The following is a 25,124-nucleotide window of genomic DNA, read 5'->3' on the forward strand; positions in this document are numbered from 1 at the left end:
ATGGAACTGAAAAACAAACTGGAAGATTATACTGAAGCTGAATTCTTATCCCTATTGAATAAAATATGGGCTGTGGATGTTTCAGAGGAAGAACATGATAATTTAATAGATCATTTTGAAAAACTTTCAGAACACCCAAACGGAAATGGACTAATTTTTTATCCAGAAAATGGAGTTGAAGATAGTCCAGAAGGTGTGCTTAAAGTGATAAAAGAATGGCGAGCGAAAAATGGCAGGCCCGGCTTCAAAAAATAATAGGGATTCGTTAAATGAGGAAAAGGATTTCCGCGATTATATTTAGCTAATTTGCGTGTTAGAGGGGGGCGGAGAATATAACCTTAGCTTAGCCGAGAACAGGGGTTATATAAGTAATGGTGGTTAATTTTGAAGTGTTAATAAATAGTCTAAGAAAATCTTATCAGGGGATTTTTTATTGAAGAACAATCTCTTAATTATTTTTCTTAGATAAAGGGTGTTAATTACGACTATTTAATCTATTTACGACAAAGTTTACTCCAGATTGAAAACGTTAATAAAACCATTTCCTTTTAGAGAATATATTTTCTGATTAAACGACTCATGTTCTTATTTTTCTTTTTTCCCAAAATGGATATAAGCATTAACAGAGTCAAGTTTTGTTTTTCATTTTTCACTGATAGTTTTATAATAAGCCGGTTTTAAACTATTTTAAAAGCCATGGTGTTAATCCTTGGTTTTAATCGGTATAAAGTTTTAACCATTTTTTTAACTATGGTTTTTACCACTTTTAACGTCTGCTTTTTATCAAGTTTAATCATTATGGCATATTGTGGCTTTACGTTTAATGAACGTTAATCATAGCCGATTTTAGCTTTACTGATGTTGTTTTACCGGAAATCCTGGGCAGTTTTAATAAATTACCACCCTTTGTTTTATCTTGATAAATCAGTAAGTAACCTGATGAGATTAAAGATATCTTTACGGAAAATCAACTTTTTTCAAGGCTTAAATCCCGCCAGATTAACCGTTTTATCCATTTTTTTATTGCGTTATTTTTAGGGTTTCCTTCATAAAATAATGGCGAGAAAGCATTTAAATACCAGTCTGTTCGGATAATATTTCTGTATTCGCATTTTTAAATGGTTATGGCAGTAAAATAAGCAGAGTATAAAATCGCTGATAAGAAACCCCACGCTAATCACTGGTGATTGAGCGTGGGGAGTAAATCACACAAGTCTATCGTAAATCAAATATCTTCAATGATTATGGTATACCAACAAGTTTAATTCACGACTCTATATTTACAATGCTTGTTGCTTCAGGAACCTCAATTAATTTTCCTGACTTCACATCATAGATGTACCCATATATAGCGATATTTGTGGGTACAAGGGGATGAGTACGAATACGGTGAATATCTTCAACTAAACTATTAACTTGATTATCAATAGTAAGCCATTTGATATATTTTCCCTCGGATGAACCTGTACCGTTGCCGATATCTTTAAATCCCTCATCTGTCATGATGACACTTTCCAGGCTGCTTTCCAGTAGATCGCCCATGATATTGTCTGTAAAAAGCTCCATCCCACAATCAGTATGATGAATGACAAACCACTCTTTTGTGCCGAAAAGTTTGTAAGAAATGATAAGTGAACGAATGGCATCATCACTGGCTCTTCCGCCTGCGTTACGAATAATATGAGCGTCACCTTCAGATAAACCTGCAAATTTTGCTGGGTCCAGCCTGGCATCCATACAAGTCAATATGGCAAATCGTCTGACAGCCGGTAAACCAAGATTTTTTTTATCATCACCAAAAGTTGCTGCATATGCAATATTAGCATCACTTATTTCTTTGATAACGTTGCTCATCCTCTCTCCTTCATATTTTCTGGTTTAGTAAATTGTGATGTAAAACAAAAAGATAGAAATAAAACTCAACTTCTTGATAAAGCCAGAATATCTATTTAATAAATGAATATGAGTCTGAAAACACGGCATACATAAATAAAATTTATGAAAAATATATACTTGTATCCTTTGTACTGGTCAAGTGAAACAGGGTGTTTTTTTGAAGGGCAACGGATTTATAACTTACCGTTAAATCGATAGCTCTTTATAGCATCATGTTTGGTCTATATCTTGATATGTATCTATGTTTTGATATTGTAGAGAAATTATTCATGAATGGGAGGAATCAAGCGGTGCGTTTGCCAGCGGTTTATCGGTTTGACTTTGATGAAGTTTTTATTCGGAAGGATACTGAGACCGGAGATGTAGCACTGTCCCGTAATCTTTCCGACTGAGATGGTTTTTTGGCGGCATTGAAGGGGACAATGATTCCCGATGATTTTTTGAGTAAAGAAGAGCGGTGTCAGCAAGAGCAATCTCGTGATACGTTTGAAGGATTGAAATAGCGCCACTTGATCTACTTATTGCAGCACATACACTAAATATGAAAATGATATATGGTCACAAATGATCATGCTTTTCAATATGTATCGGGATTGCATACCGAAGATTGGACTATTTAAGAGCGCCGTAGGAATGTAGAAATACGGCGCTGTTATTTGAAAATAAAGAAATTATTTTAGCTTGGCAAAGCAGCGAGCGGCAGCATCAACAGTACGCTGAATATCTTCATCAGTATGAGCAATAGACATAAAACCCGCTTCAAATGCAGAAGGCGCTAAATAAACCCCTTCATCAAGCATCAGGTGGAAGAAATGTTTAAAACGCTCAATATCGCAATTCATCACATCCTGATAGCAAGTGACGGTTTCTGCATCAGTAAAGAAAATGCCAAACATCCCGCCGACATGATTAACCACCAGAGGAATACCGGCAGCTTTTGCTGCTTTCATCAGGCCAGCAGCCAGATTATCTGTTAGCTCAGTCAGGCGTTGATGTACACCGGGTTGAGAAACTTCTTTCAGGCAAGCAAGGCCGGCGGCCATTGCAATCGGATTGCCGGATAAGGTTCCTGCCTGATAAACAGGGCCAATGGGAGCTAATTTCTCCATCACTTCATAACGCCCGCCGAAAGCGCCAACGGGCATACCGCCACCAATGATTTTGCCAAGGCAAGTTATATCGGGTTCGACATCGTAATAAGATTGTGCGCCGGATAGAGCGACGCGGAAACCGGTCATCACTTCATCGATGATCAACAGAGCACCGAATTCATCACACAGCGTGCGCAGACCGGGTAGGAATTCAGGTAGTGGCGGTACGCAGTTCATATTACCGGCAACCGGTTCAACAATAATACAGGCGACCTCTTGCGGATATTGTTCAAACGCTTCCCTAACTGAACTTAGGTCGTTGTAAATACAGGTCAGCGTATGTTTGACGAAATCAACCGGAACCCCCGGTGAATTTGGTTGGCCGATAGTCAACGCGCCAGAACCGGCTTTCACCAGCAAGCAATCAGCATGGCCGTGATAGCAACCTTCGAATTTGATGATCTTATCGCGATGGGTATAGCCACGGGCCAGACGGATAGCACTCATGGTCGCCTCTGTGCCTGAGTTAACCATGCGCACCATATCCATTGATGGCACCAGTTCAGTCACCAACTGTGCCATTTCCACTTCCGTGGCGGTGGGGGCGCCAAAACTTAATCCTTGCTCTGCGGCTTTGATAACGGCATTACGGATAGTGCTGTGGTTATGTCCCAGTACCATTGGCCCCCAGGAACCGACATAATCGATATAGGCTTTACCATCAACATCATAGAGATAAGCGCCATCAGCATGTTTGATAAACAACGGAGTACCGCCAACACCATTAAATGCACGTACCGGAGAGTTGACGCCGCCGGGAATAAGTTGCTTTGCCTGAGAATAGAGGATGTCGGATTGGCTCATGAAAGGCTCCTGAATCTATTTTTAAGTGGGGTTGTCGTTTGCCCCTCGGATTATAAGGCTCTTAGAACGATAATTCCGGGTTTATTCTTTACGTAATCAAGAAATGGAGAATCGACAACTTTTTTATTCGCAGCAAGTGAGGATGCATTCCTCAGCATTGGGCCATGATCTGTCATAATAAAAATCCCTGTATGTGTGACATCCAATCCGGCAAGATGGGTATATATTCCTATATAATCGCCCGTTTTTAGATTCTTAATAACGGCATCGTTGACTTTATCGCCTGGAATATATTTAATCTCTCTTTTGGTAACACCCAGTCCGGGGATATATTCGCTACCATCAGCCTTTTTATTCAGGCTTTTTGTGATTTTTATGTAAGAAGAACTTATTTCATCCGTTACATCTTTGGCATTTAATTTTTCTCTGATTGACCAATCTGTAAAGAAGTGTTTTCTTTGTAAAAAGCTAATCTTTCCGTCGATATATCTTGTCTGGATGAGATTTTTTACAAAATCACTTTGGTCGTTGGATTTTCTTAGCGATTCTACATAATCAAGGAAAGTAAAACAGTCTAGTCCGTTGAGGTCTATAACTAATTTTTCAGGTTCAGTAGGGGAGCCAATAAGTTTGTTGGCGGCATAAGGTGTGCCCAGTAATTGATAAGAGACGTTTTTTATTATTTCTCCGGGATTATCTTTGTTTCCCGGTTTTACTTGGTTTTCTATAATTTCATTAATTTTTTTCGAGGTATAGCTGTCAATATCGGCTTGTTTGCTATGAGCGGCACAACCTGTCAAGGTGACAGCAAGCATCAGTGGCAACATTTTTCGCATAGGAACTCCATATGGTTACTTTGAAAAATATTCAATAAAGTAACTAATCATGATGATAAATCAATATTTTTTCTTTCTTAATTGTTAATTGATTGACGGAGGGTTTAACTACACGTGACGGTTTACTGCTCTTTGAAGCTATCGTAAAAAGCCCGCGTTTGTCGCTAAGGTAGCCGCGATGGTAAACAAATGTGTGATAATTTTTTAGCGGTTAGTGTGTTGTCAAAATGACAATACTTGAACGAACTAATCAGGTATTGGATAATTCGAGTTATTAATGATCGGCAAATTTTTGTTGTCTTCTGAATATTTTTGCCGAGTTCCAGTCTGGAGTAAAAATGATGAGCGATGATATCGTATTACCTTTGCAGTTTACGGATGCCGCAGCTAACAAAGTGAAAATTTTGGTTTCGGATGAAGAAAACCCAAACTTGCGTTTACGGGTTTATATCACCGGTGGTGGATGCAGTGGCTTTCAGTATGGTTTTACCTTTGATGATCAAATGAATGAAGGTGATATGACCATTGAGAAACAAGGTGTGGAGTTGGTTGTTGATCCGATGAGCCTACAGTATTTGGTTGGCGGTTGTGTTGATTATACCGAAGGTCTGGAAGGTTCACGTTTTATCGTCACGAACCCTAATGCTAAGACAACTTGTGGTTGTGGTTCTTCTTTCAGTATCTGATTCCAGGCGATTTCCCGTAATGGGTCTGAATATTATGACCCATTTTCGGGAGTCCTCTTGCAATCCTATTAAACGATTTTGCTTTATCAATAATCTTTGTCATTCAATTGCTGGCATAGCTGTTCGGCTGCCAGAATGATGCGTGGCCCTGCGCGATGGAACCAATCTTCATGTAATGTAATCACTTTGGCATGCAATTGTGGATGCCAGAAATTTTCAATTAGTTTGACTTGTTCCTGTCCACCACTGATAACAATTATCTCAGGTTTCCTCGTGAGTATTTGTTCACGACTGACTTGGGGCCAGGGGACGGGGCTGTTGGCAAAAATATTTTTGCCGCCACAGATTGAAAGCACTTCACTTTGCAATGTATGGCCGGAAGCGGTAAACAGAGGATAAGTGCCGAATTGTAAAAAGGCCGGTTTGGGAGTTGTAGTGGCATATTTTTGTTGCAAATTGGCAAATCGTTGACGAAGTTCAGTCGCGGATTTTTTTGCTTGTTCTGGGTGAGGACTATATTCAGCGAGTCGTTCTAAATCCTGCGCTATCTGTTCGGTGGTTATGGGATCGGAATAAAAGATTTTAATGCCAAAAGCAGCAAGTTGTTCCAGTGGACGTTGGGGATTACCGCCACGCCATGCCAGAATCAGCTCAGGTTTAAGGGTAATAATGCGTTCCAGATTGATGCCTTGCCAGTTAGCTACTTGCTCAAGTTTACGGGCCTGAGGGGGATAATCAGAATACGCGCTGGCTGCGATCAGATTGTCGCCTAACCCGGCGGCATAGGCTAATTCTGTGGTTGACGGAGATAAACTGATTACCCGTAAGGGAGCTGCATACAGAGAATGGCTGAAACTACTGAGAAACAGTAAAAGCGATAATCCAATTGAACCCGTGCTTTTTATCCATTTCATTGAAGGGTGCTCTTTAAAACATTAAATATGTCGCCCGCAAACACGCCCGAAAATATTCATCAGGGCGTGTCAGTAATATATTATTTGTCTTTATTCAGAGTTGTCAGCATTGCGTTGACCATTAATGTAGATTGGCGAGCTGCCACGGCAAGAAATTCATCAAAGCTGATATGAGATTCTTTATCCGCCACATCAGAGATAGCACGTACCACTACAAATGGGGTGTTGTATTGATGGCAGACATGCCCTATTGCTGCCGCTTCCATTTCTACCGCCGTCACTTGTGGGAAAGTTTCCCGGATACGCGCTAGTGGTTCCGCACCATTAATAAATGCATCACCACTGCAAATCAGCCCACGTACTGCGTTCAGATTTAGTGAATGAATACATTTTTCTGCCAGATCAATTAGCTGGTCATCCGCCACGAAAGCTGGGGGGCATTGTGCCATCTGGCCGGGCTCATAACCAAAAGCGGTAACATCAGCATCATGATAGCGAACTTCGCGGGATATCACGATATCACCGATTTGCAGTTTTGGATCAAGGCCACCCGCTGATCCGGTGTTAATAATTACATCAGGCTGACAATGTTCAAGCAGTAAAGTTGTACCAATTGCAGCAGAAACTTTACCAATACCGGATTTTAACAGTGCGATCTCCACGCCGTTGAGCTTACCGGTATAGATTTCGCAGCCACCTCGTGACAATGTTTGGCGATCTTCAATTTGATCACGCAGTAACGTCACTTCTTGCTCCATAGCACCTATCACGCCTACTTTCATGATGTCATACTCGCTGTTGATTAATTAATCATATAAAATCATTCCGTGTTTGAGTTTAACATCTAATACGGAACAATCAGATAATCTGTAGTGTAAAACTGTGCTATCTCACAAGTCGGGGGGATAAATGTCCGGGATAGACTTTAGTCAGAAGCTTAACTATCAGCGTAAATACCGTCAGTATCATATTGATCCTAATGATGAAGAGCAGGTTATTCGCCAGTTTGAAAGCGATCGTGGGCGGATTATGAATTCAGCGGCTATTCGTCGTTTACAGCAAAAAACACAGGTTTTTCCGCTGGAAAATAATGCCGCTGTCCGCAGTCGCTTAACGCATTCATTGGAAGTGCAACAGGTTGGGCGCTATATTTCGAAAACGATTATTAATGAATTGAAAACGCGTAATTTGCTGGCTGATTACGGGTTGGATAAACGGCTATTATCATTTGAAAGTTTGATTGAAATGGCTTGTTTAATGCATGATATTGGTAATCCACCATTTGGTCATTTTGGTGAAGCGGCAATTAAAGATTGGTTTGCCAAAAAGCTCGATCTTAATTTTTCCTTGGAAAATATTAAGCGAGAAGATCGATGCGAAATCTTCGAATTGCGTTTATGTGGTGATGTGAAAAAAGATCTCTTTCGTCGCCAGTTGCGTAAAGATTTATGTCAGTTTGAAGGGAATGCTCAGGCTATCCGTATGGTGCATAGCTTATTAAAACTCAATCTGACTTATGCCCAGGTTGGTTGTATTCTAAAATATACTTGCCCTGCTTTTCGTCTTGAAGAAACACCAAATCAATTTAATTATTTGATGAAAAAGCCAGGTTTTTATTGGTCGGAGGAGCATTTTGTTCGCGAATTACGTCGTGAGCTTAAAATGGGTGAGTTCTGTCGCTTCCCACTGACTTATATTATGGAAGCAGCAGATGATATCTCTTATTGCATTGCTGATTTGGATGATGCTGTTGAAAAAACGATTTTCAGCGTCGATACACTGATGGGATATTTGGAACAGGAGTGGCAAGAAAATGGCGGTCATCGGGCCGGGGATCTATTCGACTTAACGGTCAGAAAGGCGTACAAGGGAACTCACGGTAACGAATTACGTCGAAGCCAGCAGGATCAATTTTTTATGTATTTGCGGGTTTATATTACCGGTAAACTTGTGCCTTACACGGCTCGTCGTTTTATTGATCATCTGCCGGCTATTTTTGAGGGCTCGTTTAATCAAGCTCTACTTGAAGATAGCAGTGAAGAGCATCGATTACTTAAGACGTTGAAGAGTATTGCTTGTAAGAGAGTGTTTAATCATCCAGAAATTGAAGAATTGGAGTTACAGGGATACCGAGTTATTAATGGGTTATTGGATTTTTATTATCCGTTATTAAAGATATCCCGTCAGGATTTTGTGGAACTGAACCAGAACAATTTCCACAAGGATTATTTTATGGAAACTCGATTGCTACACAAACTTTCTACCAAACATCGTCTGGCTTATGGTGAAGCCGTGGAGAAAATTGTTGCCACTGATGAATCTGAAAAAGACCTGATGGAATTCTATTATCGTGCCCGTCTTATTCAGGATTACATCAGTGGCATGACAGATAATTATGCTTATGAAGAGTATCGTAAGTTTATTGTGTGCAATTGATATACCCGTTATCTTTCAAGTTGCCTCTTTGTTGGCTGCCCTCGCTCACCCCGGTCACATAGTTATCTATGCTCCCGGGGATTCGCTCCTTTGCCGTCGCGATGCATCTTGAAATCCATAGGGTATATTCTCGCCGCGACTCAATATTTTTTTTGCGGCGGTAAGGACATGATCAATTTCATCTGTCAGTTCCAACAATTCAGGTTCTATATCGGTTAATTGAACGCCTTGTTGTAATTGTTGTTCAATTAATTGGCAGAGAGCTTTAAGTTGTGGCACGCCGCTATAACAGCAGCTACCGTGTAGTTTATGGATCTGTTGCTGATAATCTTCCGCTGTTTCCCCTGACAAAACTTTTTCTGTGATTGTTTTAATCGTTGGCAGTAAATCTGCCAACATTTGCAACATATCTATAGCCAACTGTTCTTTTCCTATTGCCTGTTGTAATGCTAATGGCCAGTTAATATGTTGTGATTTTGGCGTTTTGACATAGCGACTTAACACTGCTCTCAGACGATCTTCATCGAGAGGTTTGGTCAGGAAATCCTCAAATGGAGATTGGTCTGTATCGCTCTTTGGTCGGCAAGTATAGGCTGTAACCGCAATGATCGGTGTACTGCGGTGTTGCGGTAGCTGGTGGATGCGGTCAGAAGTACAGATGCCATCCATACCTGGCATATGAATATCCATCAGAATGACATCAAAATGGTGAGAAGTTGCTGACTGCAAAGCTTCTTCTCCATTGTTACATAGCACTGTTTTTTCTACGGTTTCTTCCAGTAATGAACCTATTAGTTTGAGGTTGGCTGGATTATCGTCGACGGCCATGACGGTCATCGGTAAACGTGGGGGATGGACAAGCGTCTTTTGTGGTGCAACTGAGCCGGTTAGAATGAAATCGTCTTTTCCTAGCCATAAATCAAAACGGAAAACAGAACCTTTCTTCGGCTCACTGGTAAAGCTGATATTTCCGCCCATTTCTTGGATCAGTTTCCTTGTAATGACCAGACCGAGGCCGGTACCGCCGTAACGGCGAGAAATACTGGCATCTGCTTGGTGAAAAGCCTGAAATAGATGAGGTTGCTGCTCAGGGCTGATACCGATGCCCGTATCGCTGACAATAATCTCTAAATTGATTTTATGGTGTTGTTGTTGTAACAGATTGATCTTTATCTCCACAGAACCTTGGTCCGTGAATTTAATTGCATTACCGATGATATTGGTGAGTATTTGCTGGAGGCGCATAGGGTCACCTACAACCAGATTCGGTATTTGGGGATCAATATGGTGAGTTAGCTGAATATTCTTACTTTTGGCGCTGAGTGTCAGTAACACCATGATCTCATCAATCATATCCTGTAAAAGGAATGGAACGTTTTCCAATACCAATTTATCCGCTTCAAGCCGCGAAAAATCCAATATATCATTGATAATATTCAGTAGATGATTAGCGGAGCGCTCGATAATATACAGATATTCAGTTTGCTGTATTGTTAAAGGTGTTTTCAGTGTTTGGCGGGTAAAGCCAATTACGCCATTGAGTGGAGTACGTAATTCATGAGACATATTTGCCAGAAATTCCGTTTTTATTCTGGCCGCTTCCTGCGCGCGTTTTTTCGCTATTGCCAGCTCAACGTTCTGAATTTCGAATTGCTCCATTGTTTCCCGTAGATCCGATGTTGCTTGATCGATATCGTTTTGCATCTCTTCTTTATAGCTGGAGAGCGATTTGGCCATTGCATTGATGCCATTTTTCAGCGTATCTAATTCACCAAAATATTTCCCACTGACACGGCTGTTTAATTGTCCTTGGCGAATTCTATCGACAGTACTGACCATATCGCTGATAGGCTTTGTGATCTTACGAACCAAATGGTAGGCAAACAGTGATGCCCAACCAAGGCAAATCAGTAATAGTAATATAAAAATAACGATTTCTTTATATTGCTGTAAGTGAGCTGATCGTAAATCAAGATCAATAGCGATATAACCAATCGGATGTAAAGATGGGACATCAGAATTCTGATGATTCTGAGACAGATGGTGTTCTGAAATAATGGGCATACGTAGAATAATACTGTTTTTAACCTCCATTTTTGTCAAGGTGGTTGGCAGAGGCATATCTGGCGAGATCTGTAGTTGAGCTGAATTGTATTTATAGTTTGAGATATCAAATAGCTGATTATCATCGTTAAAAATGGCAATCGCCCGAACTATCTCAGAATTTCTGCGGTGAAGCCGGGTTATCAGTGAATTGACACGTTCACGGTTATGCAGATTGATGCCGATTTCACTGGCGATAGAAAGGGGTTCAATAATACTGATCCCGGATCGAACAATTTGGTTTTTCAGTTCACGATAGTGATAACAGAGGAATGAGATACTGAAAAACATGCCAACCAGTAAAATTGGAACTAGGATCAGGCTCATCATGCGGATGCGTAAGCTATATTTGGTCATAATCGTCCATTATGGGAAAATAAGAACTTAATAATTCATAGTCCGTAAGAATCATGGTGCAATTTTATTCCCCCAATCGCCGAACAGTAAATCGGCATATCATTACAGTCACTGCTGATAATCTGGATGCTCAGGGGCAGGGCGTAGCTCGCCATCAGGGTAAAACTATTTTTGTCACCGGATTATTGCCCGGTGAACAGGCACAGGTACAACTAACGGAAGAGAAACGCCAATTTGCCAAAGCAAAGTTGGTTAAGCGTCTATCTGACAGTCCATATCGTGTGAATCCCCGTTGTCCGCATTTTGGAGTATGTGGCGGTTGTCAGCAACAACATGTTGCATCGGATTTACAACGTGAGAGTAAAGCCAGCGTTCTGGAACATCTGATTAGACGGGAAACTGGTGTAACGGTTTCTGCTAAGCCGGTGATTCTGGGTCCTGAATATGGTTATCGGCGCCGGGCAAGGCTTGGTTTACACTATCAAGTAAAACAGCGCCGCCTGGTGATGGGATTTCGTCAAAATCAATCCAATGAGTTAATTGCTATAAAAGAATGCCCTGTTTTGCGACCTGAATTGGAACAGTTATTGCAACCATTGGCTCAGTGTCTGAGTAATTTGAAAGCGGTCAAGCGATTAGGTCATGTGGAATTGGTGCTGGCAGATAATGGGCCATTGATGATATTGCGCCATCTTGATCCCTTGAAATGGGAAGATAAAGAGAAACTATGCACATTTTCCGTGCAACATAATGTCGCGGTCTATCTGGCGGCGGATGAAACTTCACTTGAGTCGCTGAATGAACCGCCGGAACCCTGGTATCAGGTAGGTGGACTGAAACTGGTTTTCAGTCCAAGAGATTTTATTCAGGTTAACGATCAGGTGAATCAACAAATGGTTGCTCAGGCGATAGAGTGGCTCGATTTACAACCGAATGACAACGTGCTTGATCTGTTCTGTGGAATGGGGAATTTCACTTTACCTATTGGTCAAATAGTGCAGTCGGTGGTTGGCGTCGAAGGGGTTGCCACACTGGTAGCTAATGGGCAATATAATGCCAGATTAAATAATTTGGATAACATATCCTTCTGCCATGAAAATTTGGAAGCTGACATACGTCATCAACCTTGGGCAAAGTTGGGGTTTAATAAAGTCTTATTAGATCCGGCGCGTGCTGGTGCGACAATAGTCATGTCACACATTGTTAAGCTGGCCCCTGAAAAAGTGGTCTACGTCTCTTGTAATCCAACAACATTGGCACGGGACAGTAAGATTCTGCTTGAGGCTGGCTATCATATTATCAGTGTGCGGATGCTGGACATGTTTCCACATACAAGCCATTTGGAGTCAATGGTGCTATTTAGCCGTTAGGTCATGGCTAGATGAAAGCTATGAAGTCGTCGGGAGAGATTATGGTTGCGGTAAGAAGTGCTCATTTAACCCCTGCGGGAGAGTTTGCAGTAAACAGGTGGATCGCGAGTTTAAATATAGCGAATCTTCAATTGGGTGAGAAATTAGCCAAAACCTGGCGTTATTGTCACGAAAAAGCGCAAAATCATCCTGATTCAGAACTTCTGTTATGGCGTGGTGTAGAGATGGTTGAGATCCTCTCCACGCTGAGTATGGATAATGACAGTATGCGTGCGGCGTTGCTGTTCCCATTGATGGATGCCAAATTACTTGACGATCAAACGGTCACTGAGGCGTTTGGTAGTGGAATTACCAATCTGGTGAAAGGCGTTATGGAAATGGATGCTATTCGTCAGTTGAAAGCCACTCATAACGATTCAATTTGTTCCGTACAGGTTGATAATGTTCGCCGGATGCTATTGGCAATGGTGGAAGATTTTCGCTGTGTCATTATCAAATTGGCAGAGCGGATTGCCCATTTGCGGGAAGTTAAAGAGGCGACTGAAGATGAGCGTGTATTGGCTGCGAAAGAGTGTTCCAACATTTACGCGCCGCTCGCTAACCGATTAGGCATTGGTCAACTTAAATGGGAACTTGAGGATTACTGCTTCCGTTATCTCCATCCTGATGAATATAAAAAAATTGCGAAATTGCTGCATGAGCGTCGCATTGATCGTGAGCAGTATATTGACTACTTTGTTAATACATTACGTAAGCATATGCTCAAGGAGGGCGTCACTACTGAGATATACGGGCGTCCTAAACATATCTACAGCATCTGGCGCAAAATGCAGAAAAAATCACTGACATTTGATGAGCTGTTTGATGTTCGGGCTGTGCGGATTGTGGTTGAACGTTTGCAGGATTGTTACGCGGCACTGGGGATAGTACATACTCACTATCGTCATTTGCCGGATGAATTCGATGATTATGTGGCTAACCCGAAGCCTAATGGCTACCAATCTATTCATACCGTAGTGCTTGGGCCGGGTGGTAAGACATTGGAAATCCAGATCCGTACCCGTCAGATGCATGAAGATGCAGAATTGGGAATCGCCGCCCACTGGAAATATAAAGAGGGGGCAGTGGCGGGTAGTCGTGCCGGATATGAGGGGCGTATTGCATGGCTGCGTAAACTTATCACATGGCAAGAAGAGATGGCTGATTCTGGTGAGATGCTGGATGAGGTTCGCAGCCAGGTGTTTGATGATCGGGTATATGTATTTACACCGAAAGGCGATGTTATTGATCTACCTACCGGTTCTACGCCGCTGGATTTTGCTTACCATATTCACAGCGATGTGGGGCATCGTTGTATTGGGGCGAAAATCAGTGGTCGCATTGTGCCATTCAGCTATCAATTGCAAATGGGCGATCAGATTGAAATCATCACCCAGAAACATCCGAACCCAAGTCGTGATTGGTTAAATCCAAACTTGGGCTATGTCACCACAAGCCGTGGTCGGGCGAAAATCCATAACTGGTTCCGCAAACAGGATCGGGATAAAAACATTATCGCAGGTCGTCAGATGCTGGATAACGAACTGGAACACTTGGATATCAGCCTAAAAGAGGCGGAAAAGTTGCTTATTGCTCGTTATAACGTCCATACACTTGATGAAGTACTGGCGGGAATTGGGGTGGGTGATATCCGTATTAACCAGTTGGTCAATTTCTTACAAAGCAAACTCAAGAAAACCACCGCAGAGGATGCAGATCGGGAAGCTCTTCGCAATTTAGAAAATAAATCACATCCACAGCGTAGTTCTACTAAAGACGATGGGCGGATTGTGGTAGAAGGTGTGGGTAACTTGATGCATCACATTGCCCGTTGCTGCCAGCCAATTCCTGGAGATGAGATTGTCGGCTTTATCACTCGTGGTCGGGGTATCTCCATCCACTGGGTTGATTGTGAACAACTGGCTGAATTGCAGGAAAATGCGCCGGAAAGGGTCGTAGATGCGGTTTGGGGAGAGAGTTACTCCAGCGGTTACTCACTGATTGTGCGTGTGGTTGCGAATGATCGCAGTGGATTACTGCGTGATATCACCACGATCCTGGCGAATGAAAAGGTGAACGTGCTTGGGGTGAGTAGCCGCAGTGATGTAAAACAGCAGATTGCTACCATCGATATGAATATTGAGATTTATAACCTGCAAGTACTGGGACGGATCTTGGCGAAAACCAATCAGTTACCGGATGTTATTGAAGCCAAACGCCTTCATGGCAACTAACCGCGGGAAAATTTGGATAAAAAATGAAATCATCTGCTATATACCCTATGGATTTCAAGATGCATCGCGACGGCAAGGGAGAGAATCCCCGGGAGCATAGCGAACTATGTGACCGGGGTGAGCGAGTGCAGCCAACAAAGAGGCAACTTGAAAGATGACGGGTATAAAACGGTTATTAGAGATTATGGCGCAATTGCGCCATCCTCAACAGGGGTGTCCTTGGGACAAACAACAAACGTTCAAAACTATCGCACCTTATACATTAGAAGAGACTTATGAAGTCATTGATGCCATTGAACGAGGTGATTTTTCTGATCTAAAAGAAGAACTAGGCGATCTGTTATTTCAGGTGGTGTTCTATGCTGAAATGGGCAAAGAGCAACAGTTGTTTGATTTTGATGATATTTGCCATGCGATTAGCGATAAACTGGAGCGCCGCCACCCACATATTTTCGGTCAGCAGCAGGATATCAGCGGTGACGTGGCTATCAGTGGTTGGGAAAAACGTAAGGTGCAGGAAAGAGCGCAAAAAGATCTGCATTCGGTCCTTGATGACATTCCGGCAAGTCTGCCGGCATTGATGAAAGCGTATAAAATACAGAAACGTTGTGCTGCGGTTGGTTTTGACTGGGATACCTTGGGGCCAGTGCTGGACAAAGTTTATGAAGAGATCGACGAAGTAATGGATGAAGCTTATCAGGCGGTTGTTGATCAGCAGCATTTGGAAGAGGAGATTGGTGATTTATTGTTTGCTGTTGTGAACTTATCTCGCCATCTCGGATACAAACCGGAAATTGCGTTGCAAAAAGCATGCAATAAGTTTGACAACCGATTTAGAGAAGTAGAAAAGCTGATCCTGAACCAAGGCCACACCTTGGAAGCCGCGACATTGGAAGAAATGGAACAAATGTGGCAACAGGTTAAGAAACAGTAACCGGAAAGGGATGGCAAACAGCCCAAGAGGGCTGTTATCAACGCGAGAAAAGCGGAAACAGAAAGCGGCGCTAATTCACGAAAAGATATCAAAGGAATGATGAAGGATAGAAAATTATCTGGTCGCCGTTAAACCTCAGTAATTAATGGCAGTAATCCCAGATTTACCAACTGAATTTCAACATCATTGGCTTTATCAATATCGCCCTGATTTTCGCCGTCAAAAATGCCTTTTTTGGTGATGATTAATGTCCCCAATTGCTCTTTATCATTTGCAATAGGCAAGATTTCATCTGCCATTGGTAACAATGAGGGATCTATAATGGAGGGTAAATAAATCATCCAGCCGGCACTTAACCTGTCGGGGAATACCTGATTTCGTTTCAATGTATAGCCGTTAGTTTCCACCATAATATAGGGGGTATTACGGCTGAAAACCAAAAAGGTAATAAAATCAATCAATCGTGAAAATTGAAACTCCTTTTCGTCAATATTGAGTCTTATTGTTATATTAGTTTGTCCTAGTTTGTTACTACGGTAATTTTCATAAAATAGGGAACAGGCAAGGTCATCAACTTCACCATCCCAGATTTTCTTTCCTATAAAAGGGAAGTTTTTTTATAGCTTTTTTCAAACTCTTGAACCGCTTTTTCTGTCGGATGCTGTTTTTCAAAAACAGGATGTTTTAATGCTTCATTACGAGTATACCCAGTCAAATACCAGGTTTTATGATGCCCGAAGAATTGGTCAGTCTGTTGTGTTATCTTATACAAATCAGTGAGGGCTATTTGGGGAGTCAACGATTCTTTCCAGTCAAAATACAACTCTATTTCTAGTGATAAAATAGTCATTTATTGTCTCTACTATCCAAATAAAGGAGTGCGAAATGCCTACCTGATTAAGGGTAACGACTAAACCTCAGTAATTAATGGCAGTAATCCCAGATTTACCAACTGAATTTCAACATCATTGGCTTTATCAATATCGTCCTGATTTTCGCCGTCAAAAATGCCTTTTTTGGTGATGATTAATGTCCCCAATTGCTCTTTATCATTTGCAATAGGCAAGATTTCATCTGCCATTGGTAACAATGAGGGGTCTATAACGAAGGGTAAATAAATCATCCAACCTGCACTTAACCTGTCGGGAAATACCTGATTTCGTTTCAATGTATAGCCGTTAGTTTCCACCATAATATAGGGGGTATTACGGCTGAAAACAAAAAAGGTAATAAAATCAATCAATCGTGAAAATTGAAACTCCTTTTCGTTAATATGGAGCTTTATTGTTAGCTTAGTTTGCCCTAGTCTATCAATACGATAGTTCTCATAAAATAGGGAACAAGCAAGGTCATCAACTTCACCATCCCAGATTTTTTTTCCTATAAAAGGGAAATCTTCTTTGTAACTTTTTTCAAACACTTGAACTGTTTTTTTCGTTGGGTGTTGTTCTTCAAAAACAGGATATTCTAATGCTTCCTTGCGGGTATGGCCTGTCAGATACCAGGTTTTATGACGCCCGAAGAATTGGTCAACCTGTTGTGTTATCTTATACAAATCAGCCAATACCACTTGAGGAGTCAAAGGTTCTTTCAGGTCAAAATACAGTTTTATTTTTGTCGATAAAATAGCCATGCATTACCTCACACTATCCAAGTAAAGGGGTATGAAATACTTTAATATTGTGGAACTCAGAAAATTCCTGTGAATAATAAGTCGCGCTCACAGGCCCCATAAAATGCCAGTGAGAGTGTGGAATGCCGTTCAATAAGGTACACACGGATTGCTGTCGTTTCCCCTGTTTTTTTATGGGTTCATCTCCCGTCCACCATTCCATCGGTTCTCCCTTCCTAAAAAACTGATCATATTTAGCTTTGGATTCCAGAAACAGGCATGCTTTTGGTCGCCAGCCATCGAAGCTGACTCCCAGACATTCCCATACCTGTATGAGTTTTGCATCCGGTTTGTAAACGGTTTTGGCTATCTGGATTTGATAATCAAGGGTCACCTGCGAGTATGAGCTGGTGCTTTCCCAGCTGGGACTTACTTTCTCAATGGCTGGACACGCCTTGCATTTTTCCCTTGTTGTACTGATCGCGTCCGTTCGGGTTTCCGCTTGCTCTTTTTCATCATCCTTGTCTTTTGTCATTTCTGTAACGCCGAGGCCAACACCAACACCAACCAATATGCCCGCAAGGGCTGATGCCGCATATTCGGCAGCAGTCAGGGCTACCGGAACTACCAGAGGTAAAGGCATATTACTTTCTCCTTTTCAACAAGTTATCTATTATCCTCAGGATATCTTTGTATTGTTGTTCCGGGTTTTCCCCTGCTTCAAGGGCATTTTTGATTTCTGGTACACCATGGAAATTAAGATTAAATGCAGTTAAATAAAGGTATGATCTAACCAGTTTTTTATCTTTAAAGCCCAGCTCGCTGATTAAATACCGATACGCCTCTTTCAGTCGCTTATGTAAATTTTTTTCATCCTCATGCACAACCAAGTCGGCATGTTCTGACAAAATGCATTGCCTGATTTTTTCAATATAAGTATTGTCCTCTAGATCTATAATTTTATCGAATTGTTCCTGAGTGAGTTTAATCATGGCATTGCTCCTTAACTCATAAGCTACTGTTACCTATATTGGGTCTTTTATCTGTGTGCAATTCAGACGAAACGATCACTGTGGAAGCAATCATACTGTTTTTTAATCAATTAAGGCAATAAATTCATTCGAAATTGAGAAGAGGCAATAACGATTGGCTTCATGAAAAATGAAGTTTGTGTCTGTACACATGTCTACATTGAAAATGCTGTGGAGGGGGAAAATACCTTATTTTCGTGCAGATTATTTGTAGCGAATTTAAGGTTCGGGTATACTGCTTTCCCGTCCTGGTTATATCCATCATCTTTTAAACCTAAACTTTCAGGTTCAGCATGAAAACTAATTATATTTTTGTGACCGGCGGGGTCGTATCCTCTCTGGGTAAAGGCATTGCCGCAGCCTCTTTGGCGGCTATACTCGAAGCCCGTGGACTCAATGTCACTATTATGAAACTGGACCCGTACATCAATGTCGATCCAGGTACGATGAGCCCAATTCAACACGGGGAGGTTTTCGTTACCGAAGATGGAGCTGAAACTGATCTCGATTTAGGTCACTATGAGCGTTTCATCCGTACTAAAATGACTCGCCGCAATAACTTTACGACGGGTCGGGTTTATTCCGAAGTTTTGCGTAAAGAGCGCCGTGGCGACTATCTGGGGGCGACTGTTCAAGTTATTCCTCACATCACCAATGAAATTAAGGATCGCATCATCAGTGGTGGTGAAGGTCATGATGTGGTGCTGGTGGAAGTTGGTGGTACTGTCGGTGATATCGAATCCTTGCCATTCCTTGAAGCCATTCGTCAAATGGCAGTAGAAGTTGGTCGTGAACACACTTTATATCTGCATCTGACACTGGTGCCTTATCTGGCAGCGGCTGGCGAAGTCAAAACCAAACCGACTCAGCATTCGGTAAAAGAGCTGCTTTCTATCGGTATTCAACCGGATATTCTGATTTGTCGTTCAGATCGCGTCATTCCGGCTAATGAGCGGGCAAAAATTGCTCTTTTCTGTAATGTGCCGGAGAAAGCGGTTATCTCCCTAAAAGACGTTGATTCCATTTATAAAATCCCAGGGCTATTGAAATCTCAAGGCTTAGATGATTATATTTGTAAACGATTCAGCCTCGATTGCCCGGAAGCAAATTTGTCAGAATGGGAACAAGTCATTTACGAAGAAGCTAACCCTTCCGGTGAAGTCACTATTGGGATGGTGGGTAAATACGTTGAACTGCCTGATGCGTACAAATCCGTGATTGAGGCATTGAAGCACGGTGGATTGAAAAATCGTCTAACGGTGAATATCAAACTGATTGATTCCCAGGATGTTGAAACCCGTGGCGTTGAATTATTGAAGGGGTTGGATGCGATTCTGGTGCCTGGTGGTTTTGGTGGTCGTGGTGTGGAAGGCAAAATCATGACAGCCCGTTATGCGCGTGAGAACAAAATTCCTTATCTGGGGATCTGTCTCGGCATGCAGGTAGCATTGATTGAGTTTTCTCGTCATGTTGCGGGTTTGGAAAAAGCCAGCTCAACAGAATTTGAACCTGATTGCCGGTTTCCGGTTGTTGGTCTGATCACCGAATGGCGTGATGAAGACGGTAATTTAGAAGTGCGTAGCGAAGAGAGTGATCTTGGTGGAACGATGCGTGTGGGTGGTCAGCCATGCCACCTGACAAAAGAGAGTTTAGTGCGCACCTTGTATGGGGCAGATACGATTGTTGAGCGTCATCGGCATCGTTATGAAGTGAATAACTTACTGTTGAAACGTATTGAAGATGCGGGTCTGCGGGTAGCGGGTCGTTCAATGGACAATAAGCTCGTAGAAATTATTGAGATTCCAGAGCATCCTTGGTTCGTGGCTTGTCAGTTCCACCCAGAATTTACTTCCACTCCTCGTGATGGCCATCCATTATTTACTGGTTTTATTAAAGCAGCCGGTAAATATCAGAAAGGCCAGCTCAAATAAGATGTGCAGTGAGTGGCGGTATGACGTGTTCCGTCACTTACCTGAAATGTAACTTGTACTGAGGAAAACCTAATGTCCAAAATCGTTAAAGTGATCGGTCGTGAAATCATTGACTCCCGTGGTAACCCAACCGTAGAAGCAGAAGTGCATCTGGAAGGAGGGTTTGTGGGTTTAGCGGCTGCACCCTCTGGTGCATCTACCGGTTCCCGTGAAGCGTTGGAACTGCGTGACGGTGACAAATCCCGTTTTATGGGTAAAGGTGTACTGAAAGCTGTTGATGCAGTAAATGGCTCGATTGCACAGGCAGTTATTGGTCAGGATGCTAAAGATCAGGCTAACATCGACAGGATCATGATCGATCTGGATGGTACTGAAAATAAATCTCAATTCGGTGCTAATGCGATTCTGGCGGTTTCTCTGGCTAACGCTAAAGCCGCAGCAGCAGCGAAAGGCATGCCGTTGTACGAGCACATTGCTGAATTGAATGGCACTCCGGGTAAATTCTCTATGCCGTTGCCGATGATGAACATCATCAATGGTGGTGAGCACGCGGATAACAACGTTGATATCCAGGAATTTATGATTCAACCGATTGGAGCAAAAACGCTGAAAGAGGCGGTTCGTATCGGTTCTGAAGTTTTCCATAACTTGGCTAAAGTTCTGAAAGCAAAAGGCATGAGTACTGCGGTTGGTGACGAAGGGGGCTATGCGCCTAACTTGGAATCTAACGCGGCAGCGCTGGCTGCTATTAAAGAAGCGGTAGAACAAGCGGGTTATGTTCTGGGCAAAGATGTCACTTTGGCTATGGATTGTGCCGCTTCTGAATTCTACAACCCAGAAACGGGTAACTATGAACTGAAAGGTGAAGGTAAGACTTTCACTTCTCAAGAGTTCACTCATTACTTAGAAGATTTGACCAGAAAGTACCCGATTGTTTCTATCGAAGATGGATTGAATGAATCTGACTGGGAAGGTTTTGCTTACCAGACAAAAGTATTGGGTGAAAAAATCCAGTTGGTTGGCGACGACCTGTTTGTTACCAATACTAAGATCCTGAAAGAAGGTATTGAGAAAGGCATTGCTAACTCTATTCTGATTAAATTCAACCAGATTGGTTCTCTAACTGAAACGCTGGCGGCGATTAAAATGGCAAAAGACGCAGGTTACACGGCGGTAATTTCTCATCGTTCTGGTGAAACAGAAGATGCGACTATTGCTGATCTGGCCGTAGGTACTGCCGCAGGTCAAATCAAAACCGGTTCTATGAGCCGTTCTGATCGCGTTGCTAAATATAACCAGTTAATCCGTATTGAAGAAGCTTTGGGTAATCGCGCTCCTTTCTATGGCTTGAAAGAAGTAAAAGGTCAGGCTTAATCGATAATTAATTAAGTATTAGAATTAAACAGGAGGGGTAAAACCCTCCTCAGATAATTGGCTACCAAGTCATATTTATAATCTTTTGACGTGTGGCTACAAAAAGGCTACGGTGTTCTAATCAAACACACAGGGGAGCATTTACTATGACTGATACTGTTGTCAGAGCCAGGGTGTCACCAGCCTGCAAAGCGGCGGCAATGGCAAATGCCAAAGCACTTGGGCTCGATTTATCTACCGTTATACGTATGGTTATTAATCGATTAGCCGCAGAAGGTCGGCTACCGGATGGGTTGCTGCAACCGAATAGCGAGACGTTACAGGCAATTCATGATCTAGAGAACGGGATAGGTGTTCACCGTGCCAACACGCTTGATGAATTAAAAAGTGATTTAGGCTGGTAACAGTGTTGATTTTCGTTTATCAGAGCCGATTTAAAAGGGATGCCAAAAAGTACGTCAACAATAAAAAAGCGCAAGAAATCATTATGAAAACCCTTGCGCTTTTGCAAACCGGCCAGCCATTACCACCGAAGTATAAAGAACACCGCCTGAATGGTAACTATATTGGTTATTTGGAATGTCATGGAGCACCGGATTTACTACTGATTTATCGACGTACGGACACTGAATTGATCTTGTATCGAGTTGGTAGCCATGCTGATTTATTCGGATAGTAAGAGGATAACTGATGGATTTTTAAATATGTTTGTTGAGCGGAGAGCTAGCTGTGATTCGAAGAGAAAAAATTAAGTTGAGCTGTGTGTAATAGGTTGATGTTTGAGCATGACAAACCTGAAATAATTTTATTCTTCCAAATGAAAGGCTAAAACCCTCCTTCATAAGGGTAATAGCCTGATAACTTCTACAACGTCAATTTTTGAGTTTTCCTGAGGCAGTCGGTCGGTGCAGCCATGTTTTCACATATGAAACTTTTCGCCGATGGCTTAATAGCGAGAATCCCCCCTTTAATGTTGCTGAGAAGATTTACCTTGATATAACGGATTTTAGTTAGCTGTCTCAACAACAGTTCGGACATATCCATACTTGGCAACTAGAGCCTTGTATTGGTGTGACAGAATTACCCGGTAAGCTGAGAGCTAAATGATGTCCGATGGCCGGGCTCAGAGCCTCGACTGCAAGGTCAAAAAGAAAAAATGTTTAAACAAGACGAAGATCTATTTTTTGATAAAAAAGATACGCTAACCTTTATCCAACTTCTTTTATGGGAATTATACCCTTGCCTAATATCAGACATACTTGTTTTATAACCGAGATCGCAAGAGAAAACGGTATTCAGCGTACGTGAAATTATAAAGATCTCCTTATCTTCCATACGTTATATCAATCACTCTTTAAGAACTCCCTTTGCTCCAAAAATTAATGGATGCTTCGGGCATCCTTATACATACGATCCATCATGGAAAAGGATATTGATGAAAATGAATCAGCGAGAAACTAACGTAAGCATACTGGCAGGGAATTCACGAGTTTATCTCAATAAGGATAGCGAGATAGTTATCGAGGCTCAGTTGAAAGCCTTTGAGGCTGCTCTGATGTTCGCCAAACGAAGCCAAGATGAATGTGGTCAATTACCGAGGATATCCGTGGCATTCGATCATCATGGGATATTCCGCCTCCAGTTCCTGATAAATAACCTCACTAATTCTCAAAAACGGAACCCCCGCTTGAGTCATCTCCACGCCTCGATCAGGAATATCTTTTTGCCCGTAGCAGAAAAATATCAGATTCCGCTCAGTGAAATACGTGTTATTCACGAAGATTCAGCCAGGCAGCACCTTGTCCACATCTTAGCTTCTGGAGAAATACCCGAAATCATCACACGGCGGATGGTGTCCAAAAACCTCGCTGACGGTAAACCACCGACATCAGATGCTGCTTACGAAGAGCCGACTCAGAAACTCACTTGTGCAGCAATTACGAAGGAGTACTTTGAGAAAGCTGCCGGTGATCACAAAGGCTCAGACGCTATTCTGGAGGTGTTCTTTGAGGACTGCGCTTGGTCGAGAGCTTTGGCATATGTGCGTGGGCTACAACTCAGCCATATGCTCGGTGTTTCAACCGCCATTCGTCTTAATCTTGTTAATGAACAGGGGGAGGTGAGTAAAGGCGATGTAGTTACTGCCTAGCAGATATAGATATAGTCAAGATAATAAAAAAATAATTTCATCTTTGTTTGTTAAGGGGGAAAAATTTATGTACAACTTAACCCGGCCGATATATTTGGATAACAATGCTACAACGCCATTAGATCCCGACGTGCTTCAAACTATGATGCCCTATTTTACCTGCGCTTATGGAAATGCTGCCAGTAATCACCATGCATTTGGGTGGAAAGCTATGGAAGCTGTTGATAATGCAAGAAAAGTGATATCAACATCGATAAATGCGACGAGTCATTCCGATATTATATTCACGTCGGGTTCCACCGAGTCGAACAATCTTGCAATCGCGGGCCTTCAACATCGGGGCAAAAGGGGGCATGTCATCACATCGACAATTGAGCATAAAGCTGTTCTTGATTGTTGCGGTAGGCTCGAAGCAATGGGAACGGAGGTGACCTACTTACCGCCGCAAAGCGACGGCATCGTATCCCCAGATTCAATATCTCGTGCAATAAGGGATGATACCTATCTCGTTTCGATTATGGCCGCTAACAACGAGATTGGTTCAATACAAAAAATTGAAGAGATAGGCGCGATCTGTAAGGAACATGACATTCCTCTTCATACCGACGCCACGCAAGCGCTCGGCAAAATAAAATTTGATGTACAGCGCATGAATATAAGTCTTGCCTCATTTTCCGCGCACAAAATATATGGACCAAAGGGGGTTGGTGCACTTTATATCGATTCACGCAATAAGAATATAACACTCGCTCCTCTCATTGTTGGAGGGGGACATGAGCGAGGCTTACGCTCTGGAACCCTTAATGTTCCGGGGATAGTAGGATTTGGGCGCGCCGTTGAACTGTCTGTTAAAAACTTGCCTGATGAGTCGATGAGGTTACGTTATTTAAGGGATTTACTTCGGTCGTATATTATCGAGAATGTGGCTGACGTTCGGATAAATGGTCATCTTATCGAATGCCTTCCCGGTCTGTTAAATGTCTCTTTCAACGGCTTGGATGCTGACTCGCTTTTGCTGGAGCTTTCCGAGGTTGCATTGTCCTCTGGGTCTGCATGCACATCCGCTAACAGGGCGCCGTCACATGTACTGAAAGCAATAGGAGTCAGTGATGCACAGGCTCAAGCCAGTGTGCGTTTCGGACTAGGAAGATTTAATAATGAGGACGAGATACGGTATGTTTGTCTCCGTCTGGAAAAAGCGGTGAATAAACTGAGATCGATGGCGCCAAAGCCATTCGGCGTCCTGTAATAATTAAGATGGAGTTTG

General features: G+C 42.3%; 23 protein-coding genes. 12 read left to right on the forward strand and 11 right to left on the reverse strand.

Features of this window, described 5'->3' with window-relative positions:
- Positions 1–255, forward strand: coding sequence for a bacteriocin immunity protein (locus ACGF5R_RS10010; protein ID WP_387690679.1), 255 nt, complete (start codon positions 1–3; stop codon positions 253–255).
- A gap of 1,011 nt (positions 256–1,266) precedes the next feature.
- On the opposite strand, the gene ACGF5R_RS10015 is transcribed toward ACGF5R_RS10010, so the two are convergent.
- The 3 genes from ACGF5R_RS10015 to ACGF5R_RS10025 all read right to left on the reverse strand — a co-directional run bounded on the left by ACGF5R_RS10015 (position 1,267) and on the right by ACGF5R_RS10025 (position 4,687).
- Positions 1,267–1,854 carry a beta-class carbonic anhydrase gene (locus ACGF5R_RS10015; RefSeq protein ID WP_387690681.1) on the reverse strand — a complete coding sequence of 196 codons (588 nt, stop codon included), beginning with the start codon at positions 1,852–1,854 and terminating at the stop codon, positions 1,267–1,269.
- A gap of 713 nt (positions 1,855–2,567) precedes the next feature.
- A complete protein-coding gene (hemL, locus tag ACGF5R_RS10020; protein ID WP_387690683.1) occupies positions 2,568–3,851 on the reverse strand; it encodes a glutamate-1-semialdehyde 2,1-aminomutase in 1,284 nt (427 codons plus the stop codon).
- 50 nt (positions 3,852–3,901) lie between these two features.
- Entirely contained in the window at positions 3,902–4,687 is a 786-nt protein-coding gene (locus ACGF5R_RS10025; protein WP_112876859.1) for a DUF1460 domain-containing protein, read from the reverse strand.
- A 341-nt stretch (positions 4,688–5,028) separates the two neighbouring features.
- Here ACGF5R_RS10025 and erpA point away from each other — a divergent pair, with 341 nt between their 5' ends.
- Complete coding sequence (gene erpA / locus ACGF5R_RS10030; protein ID WP_112876871.1) at positions 5,029–5,373, forward strand: iron-sulfur cluster insertion protein ErpA; 345 nt, start codon at positions 5,029–5,031, stop codon at positions 5,371–5,373.
- Between the two features lie 86 nt (positions 5,374–5,459).
- Here erpA and btuF read toward each other — a convergent pair whose 3' ends face one another.
- Positions 5,460–6,287, reverse strand: coding sequence for a vitamin B12 ABC transporter substrate-binding protein BtuF (gene btuF, locus ACGF5R_RS10035; RefSeq protein ID WP_112876858.1), 828 nt, complete (start codon positions 6,285–6,287; stop codon positions 5,460–5,462).
- Between the two features lie 80 nt (positions 6,288–6,367).
- Positions 6,368–7,069, reverse strand: a complete 702-nt coding sequence (mtnN, locus tag ACGF5R_RS10040; RefSeq protein WP_112876857.1) for a 5'-methylthioadenosine/S-adenosylhomocysteine nucleosidase — start codon at positions 7,067–7,069, stop codon at positions 6,368–6,370.
- A 127-nt stretch (positions 7,070–7,196) separates the two neighbouring features.
- Here mtnN and dgt point away from each other — a divergent pair, with 127 nt between their 5' ends.
- Complete coding sequence (dgt, locus tag ACGF5R_RS10045) at positions 7,197–8,723, forward strand: dGTPase (RefSeq protein WP_112876856.1); 1,527 nt, start codon at positions 7,197–7,199, stop codon at positions 8,721–8,723.
- A gap of 66 nt (positions 8,724–8,789) precedes the next feature.
- Here dgt and ACGF5R_RS10050 read toward each other — a convergent pair whose 3' ends face one another.
- A complete protein-coding gene (locus ACGF5R_RS10050) occupies positions 8,790–11,183 on the reverse strand; it encodes an ATP-binding protein (protein ID WP_387690685.1) in 2,394 nt (797 codons plus the stop codon).
- Between the two features lie 53 nt (positions 11,184–11,236).
- On the opposite strand from ACGF5R_RS10050, the gene rlmD reads away from it, so the two are divergent.
- The 3 genes from rlmD (at position 11,237) to mazG (ending at position 15,760) form a co-directional block, all read left to right on the forward strand.
- Positions 11,237–12,553 (forward strand): 23S rRNA (uracil(1939)-C(5))-methyltransferase RlmD, encoded by a 1,317-nt coding sequence (gene rlmD, locus ACGF5R_RS10055; RefSeq protein ID WP_262980265.1) that lies wholly within the window; start codon positions 11,237–11,239, stop codon positions 12,551–12,553.
- Positions 12,554–12,594: 41 nt separating this feature from the next.
- A complete protein-coding gene (gene relA, locus ACGF5R_RS10060; RefSeq protein WP_387690718.1) occupies positions 12,595–14,826 on the forward strand; it encodes a GTP diphosphokinase in 2,232 nt (743 codons plus the stop codon).
- A gap of 154 nt (positions 14,827–14,980) precedes the next feature.
- Positions 14,981–15,760 carry a nucleoside triphosphate pyrophosphohydrolase gene (mazG, locus tag ACGF5R_RS10065; RefSeq protein ID WP_112876853.1) on the forward strand — a complete coding sequence of 260 codons (780 nt, stop codon included), beginning with the start codon at positions 14,981–14,983 and terminating at the stop codon, positions 15,758–15,760.
- A gap of 128 nt (positions 15,761–15,888) precedes the next feature.
- Here mazG and ACGF5R_RS10070 read toward each other — a convergent pair whose 3' ends face one another.
- The 5 genes from ACGF5R_RS10070 to ACGF5R_RS10090 all read right to left on the reverse strand — a co-directional run bounded on the left by ACGF5R_RS10070 (position 15,889) and on the right by ACGF5R_RS10090 (position 18,364).
- The gene (locus ACGF5R_RS10070; protein ID WP_387690688.1) at positions 15,889–16,221 is read right to left on the reverse strand and encodes a hypothetical protein; all 333 of its coding nucleotides are present in this window, start codon (positions 16,219–16,221) and stop codon (positions 15,889–15,891) included.
- 137 nt (positions 16,222–16,358) lie between these two features.
- A complete protein-coding gene (locus ACGF5R_RS10075; RefSeq protein ID WP_387690690.1) occupies positions 16,359–16,610 on the reverse strand; it encodes a hypothetical protein in 252 nt (83 codons plus the stop codon).
- A 60-nt stretch (positions 16,611–16,670) separates the two neighbouring features.
- Entirely contained in the window at positions 16,671–17,393 is a 723-nt protein-coding gene (locus tag ACGF5R_RS10080) for a hypothetical protein (protein WP_387690692.1), read from the reverse strand.
- Positions 17,394–17,406: 13 nt separating this feature from the next.
- Positions 17,407–18,015, reverse strand: coding sequence for a restriction endonuclease fold toxin 5 domain-containing protein (locus ACGF5R_RS10085; RefSeq protein WP_387690694.1), 609 nt, complete (start codon positions 18,013–18,015; stop codon positions 17,407–17,409).
- Between the two features lies 1 nt (position 18,016).
- Positions 18,017–18,364, reverse strand: a complete 348-nt coding sequence (locus tag ACGF5R_RS10090) for a hypothetical protein (protein WP_387690696.1) — start codon at positions 18,362–18,364, stop codon at positions 18,017–18,019.
- Positions 18,365–18,696: 332 nt separating this feature from the next.
- Between ACGF5R_RS10090 and pyrG the strand changes: the two genes are divergently transcribed.
- The 6 genes from pyrG (at position 18,697) to ACGF5R_RS10120 (ending at position 25,106) form a co-directional block, all read left to right on the forward strand.
- Entirely contained in the window at positions 18,697–20,334 is a 1,638-nt protein-coding gene (gene pyrG, locus ACGF5R_RS10095; RefSeq protein ID WP_112876848.1) for a glutamine hydrolyzing CTP synthase, read from the forward strand.
- Between the two features lie 72 nt (positions 20,335–20,406).
- Positions 20,407–21,708: a phosphopyruvate hydratase gene (eno, locus tag ACGF5R_RS10100; protein WP_112876847.1), complete on the forward strand. Its 1,302-nt coding sequence runs from the start codon at positions 20,407–20,409 to the stop codon at positions 21,706–21,708.
- A gap of 146 nt (positions 21,709–21,854) precedes the next feature.
- Positions 21,855–22,112, forward strand: a complete 258-nt coding sequence (locus ACGF5R_RS10105; RefSeq protein ID WP_049583252.1) for a type II toxin-antitoxin system RelB/DinJ family antitoxin — start codon at positions 21,855–21,857, stop codon at positions 22,110–22,112.
- 2 nt (positions 22,113–22,114) lie between these two features.
- The gene (locus ACGF5R_RS10110) at positions 22,115–22,384 is read left to right on the forward strand and encodes a type II toxin-antitoxin system YafQ family toxin (protein WP_112876846.1); all 270 of its coding nucleotides are present in this window, start codon (positions 22,115–22,117) and stop codon (positions 22,382–22,384) included.
- A gap of 765 nt (positions 22,385–23,149) precedes the next feature.
- On the forward strand, positions 23,150–23,857 hold the full coding sequence (locus ACGF5R_RS10115) for a hypothetical protein (protein ID WP_112876870.1): 708 nt from the start codon (positions 23,150–23,152) through the stop codon (positions 23,855–23,857).
- 67 nt (positions 23,858–23,924) lie between these two features.
- Positions 23,925–25,106 (forward strand): cysteine desulfurase family protein, encoded by a 1,182-nt coding sequence (locus tag ACGF5R_RS10120; protein ID WP_112876845.1) that lies wholly within the window; start codon positions 23,925–23,927, stop codon positions 25,104–25,106.
- The last annotated feature ends 18 nt before the right edge of the window (positions 25,107–25,124 follow it).

It is taken from the genome of Photorhabdus sp. RM71S (assembly GCF_042879355.1).
Lineage (GTDB): Bacteria > Pseudomonadota > Gammaproteobacteria > Enterobacterales > Enterobacteriaceae > Photorhabdus > Photorhabdus kayaii.

Coding starts and splice junctions, on each gene's coding strand:
- ACGF5R_RS10010 (WP_387690679.1), top strand. CDS start 1: ATGGAACTGAAAAACAAACTGGAAGATTATACTGAAGCTGAATTCTTA.
- ACGF5R_RS10015 (WP_387690681.1), bottom strand. CDS start 1,854: ATGAGCAACGTTATCAAAGAAATAAGTGATGCTAATATTGCATATGCA.
- hemL (WP_387690683.1), bottom strand. CDS start 3,851: ATGAGCCAATCCGACATCCTCTATTCTCAGGCAAAGCAACTTATTCCC.
- ACGF5R_RS10025 (WP_112876859.1), bottom strand. CDS start 4,687: ATGCGAAAAATGTTGCCACTGATGCTTGCTGTCACCTTGACAGGTTGT.
- erpA (WP_112876871.1), top strand. CDS start 5,029: ATGAGCGATGATATCGTATTACCTTTGCAGTTTACGGATGCCGCAGCT.
- btuF (WP_112876858.1), bottom strand. CDS start 6,287: ATGAAATGGATAAAAAGCACGGGTTCAATTGGATTATCGCTTTTACTG.
- mtnN (WP_112876857.1), bottom strand. CDS start 7,069: ATGAAAGTAGGCGTGATAGGTGCTATGGAGCAAGAAGTGACGTTACTG.
- dgt (WP_112876856.1), top strand. CDS start 7,197: ATGTCCGGGATAGACTTTAGTCAGAAGCTTAACTATCAGCGTAAATAC.
- ACGF5R_RS10050 (WP_387690685.1), bottom strand. CDS start 11,183: ATGACCAAATATAGCTTACGCATCCGCATGATGAGCCTGATCCTAGTT.
- rlmD (WP_262980265.1), top strand. CDS start 11,237: ATGGTGCAATTTTATTCCCCCAATCGCCGAACAGTAAATCGGCATATC.
- relA (WP_387690718.1), top strand. CDS start 12,595: ATGGTTGCGGTAAGAAGTGCTCATTTAACCCCTGCGGGAGAGTTTGCA.
- mazG (WP_112876853.1), top strand. CDS start 14,981: ATGACGGGTATAAAACGGTTATTAGAGATTATGGCGCAATTGCGCCAT.
- ACGF5R_RS10075 (WP_387690690.1), bottom strand. CDS start 16,610: ATGACTATTTTATCACTAGAAATAGAGTTGTATTTTGACTGGAAAGAA.
- ACGF5R_RS10080 (WP_387690692.1), bottom strand. CDS start 17,393: ATGGCTATTTTATCGACAAAAATAAAACTGTATTTTGACCTGAAAGAA.
- ACGF5R_RS10085 (WP_387690694.1), bottom strand. CDS start 18,015: ATGCCTTTACCTCTGGTAGTTCCGGTAGCCCTGACTGCTGCCGAATAT.
- ACGF5R_RS10090 (WP_387690696.1), bottom strand. CDS start 18,364: ATGATTAAACTCACTCAGGAACAATTCGATAAAATTATAGATCTAGAG.
- pyrG (WP_112876848.1), top strand. CDS start 18,697: ATGAAAACTAATTATATTTTTGTGACCGGCGGGGTCGTATCCTCTCTG.
- eno (WP_112876847.1), top strand. CDS start 20,407: ATGTCCAAAATCGTTAAAGTGATCGGTCGTGAAATCATTGACTCCCGT.
- ACGF5R_RS10105 (WP_049583252.1), top strand. CDS start 21,855: ATGACTGATACTGTTGTCAGAGCCAGGGTGTCACCAGCCTGCAAAGCG.
- ACGF5R_RS10115 (WP_112876870.1), top strand. CDS start 23,150: ATGAATCAGCGAGAAACTAACGTAAGCATACTGGCAGGGAATTCACGA.
- ACGF5R_RS10120 (WP_112876845.1), top strand. CDS start 23,925: ATGTACAACTTAACCCGGCCGATATATTTGGATAACAATGCTACAACG.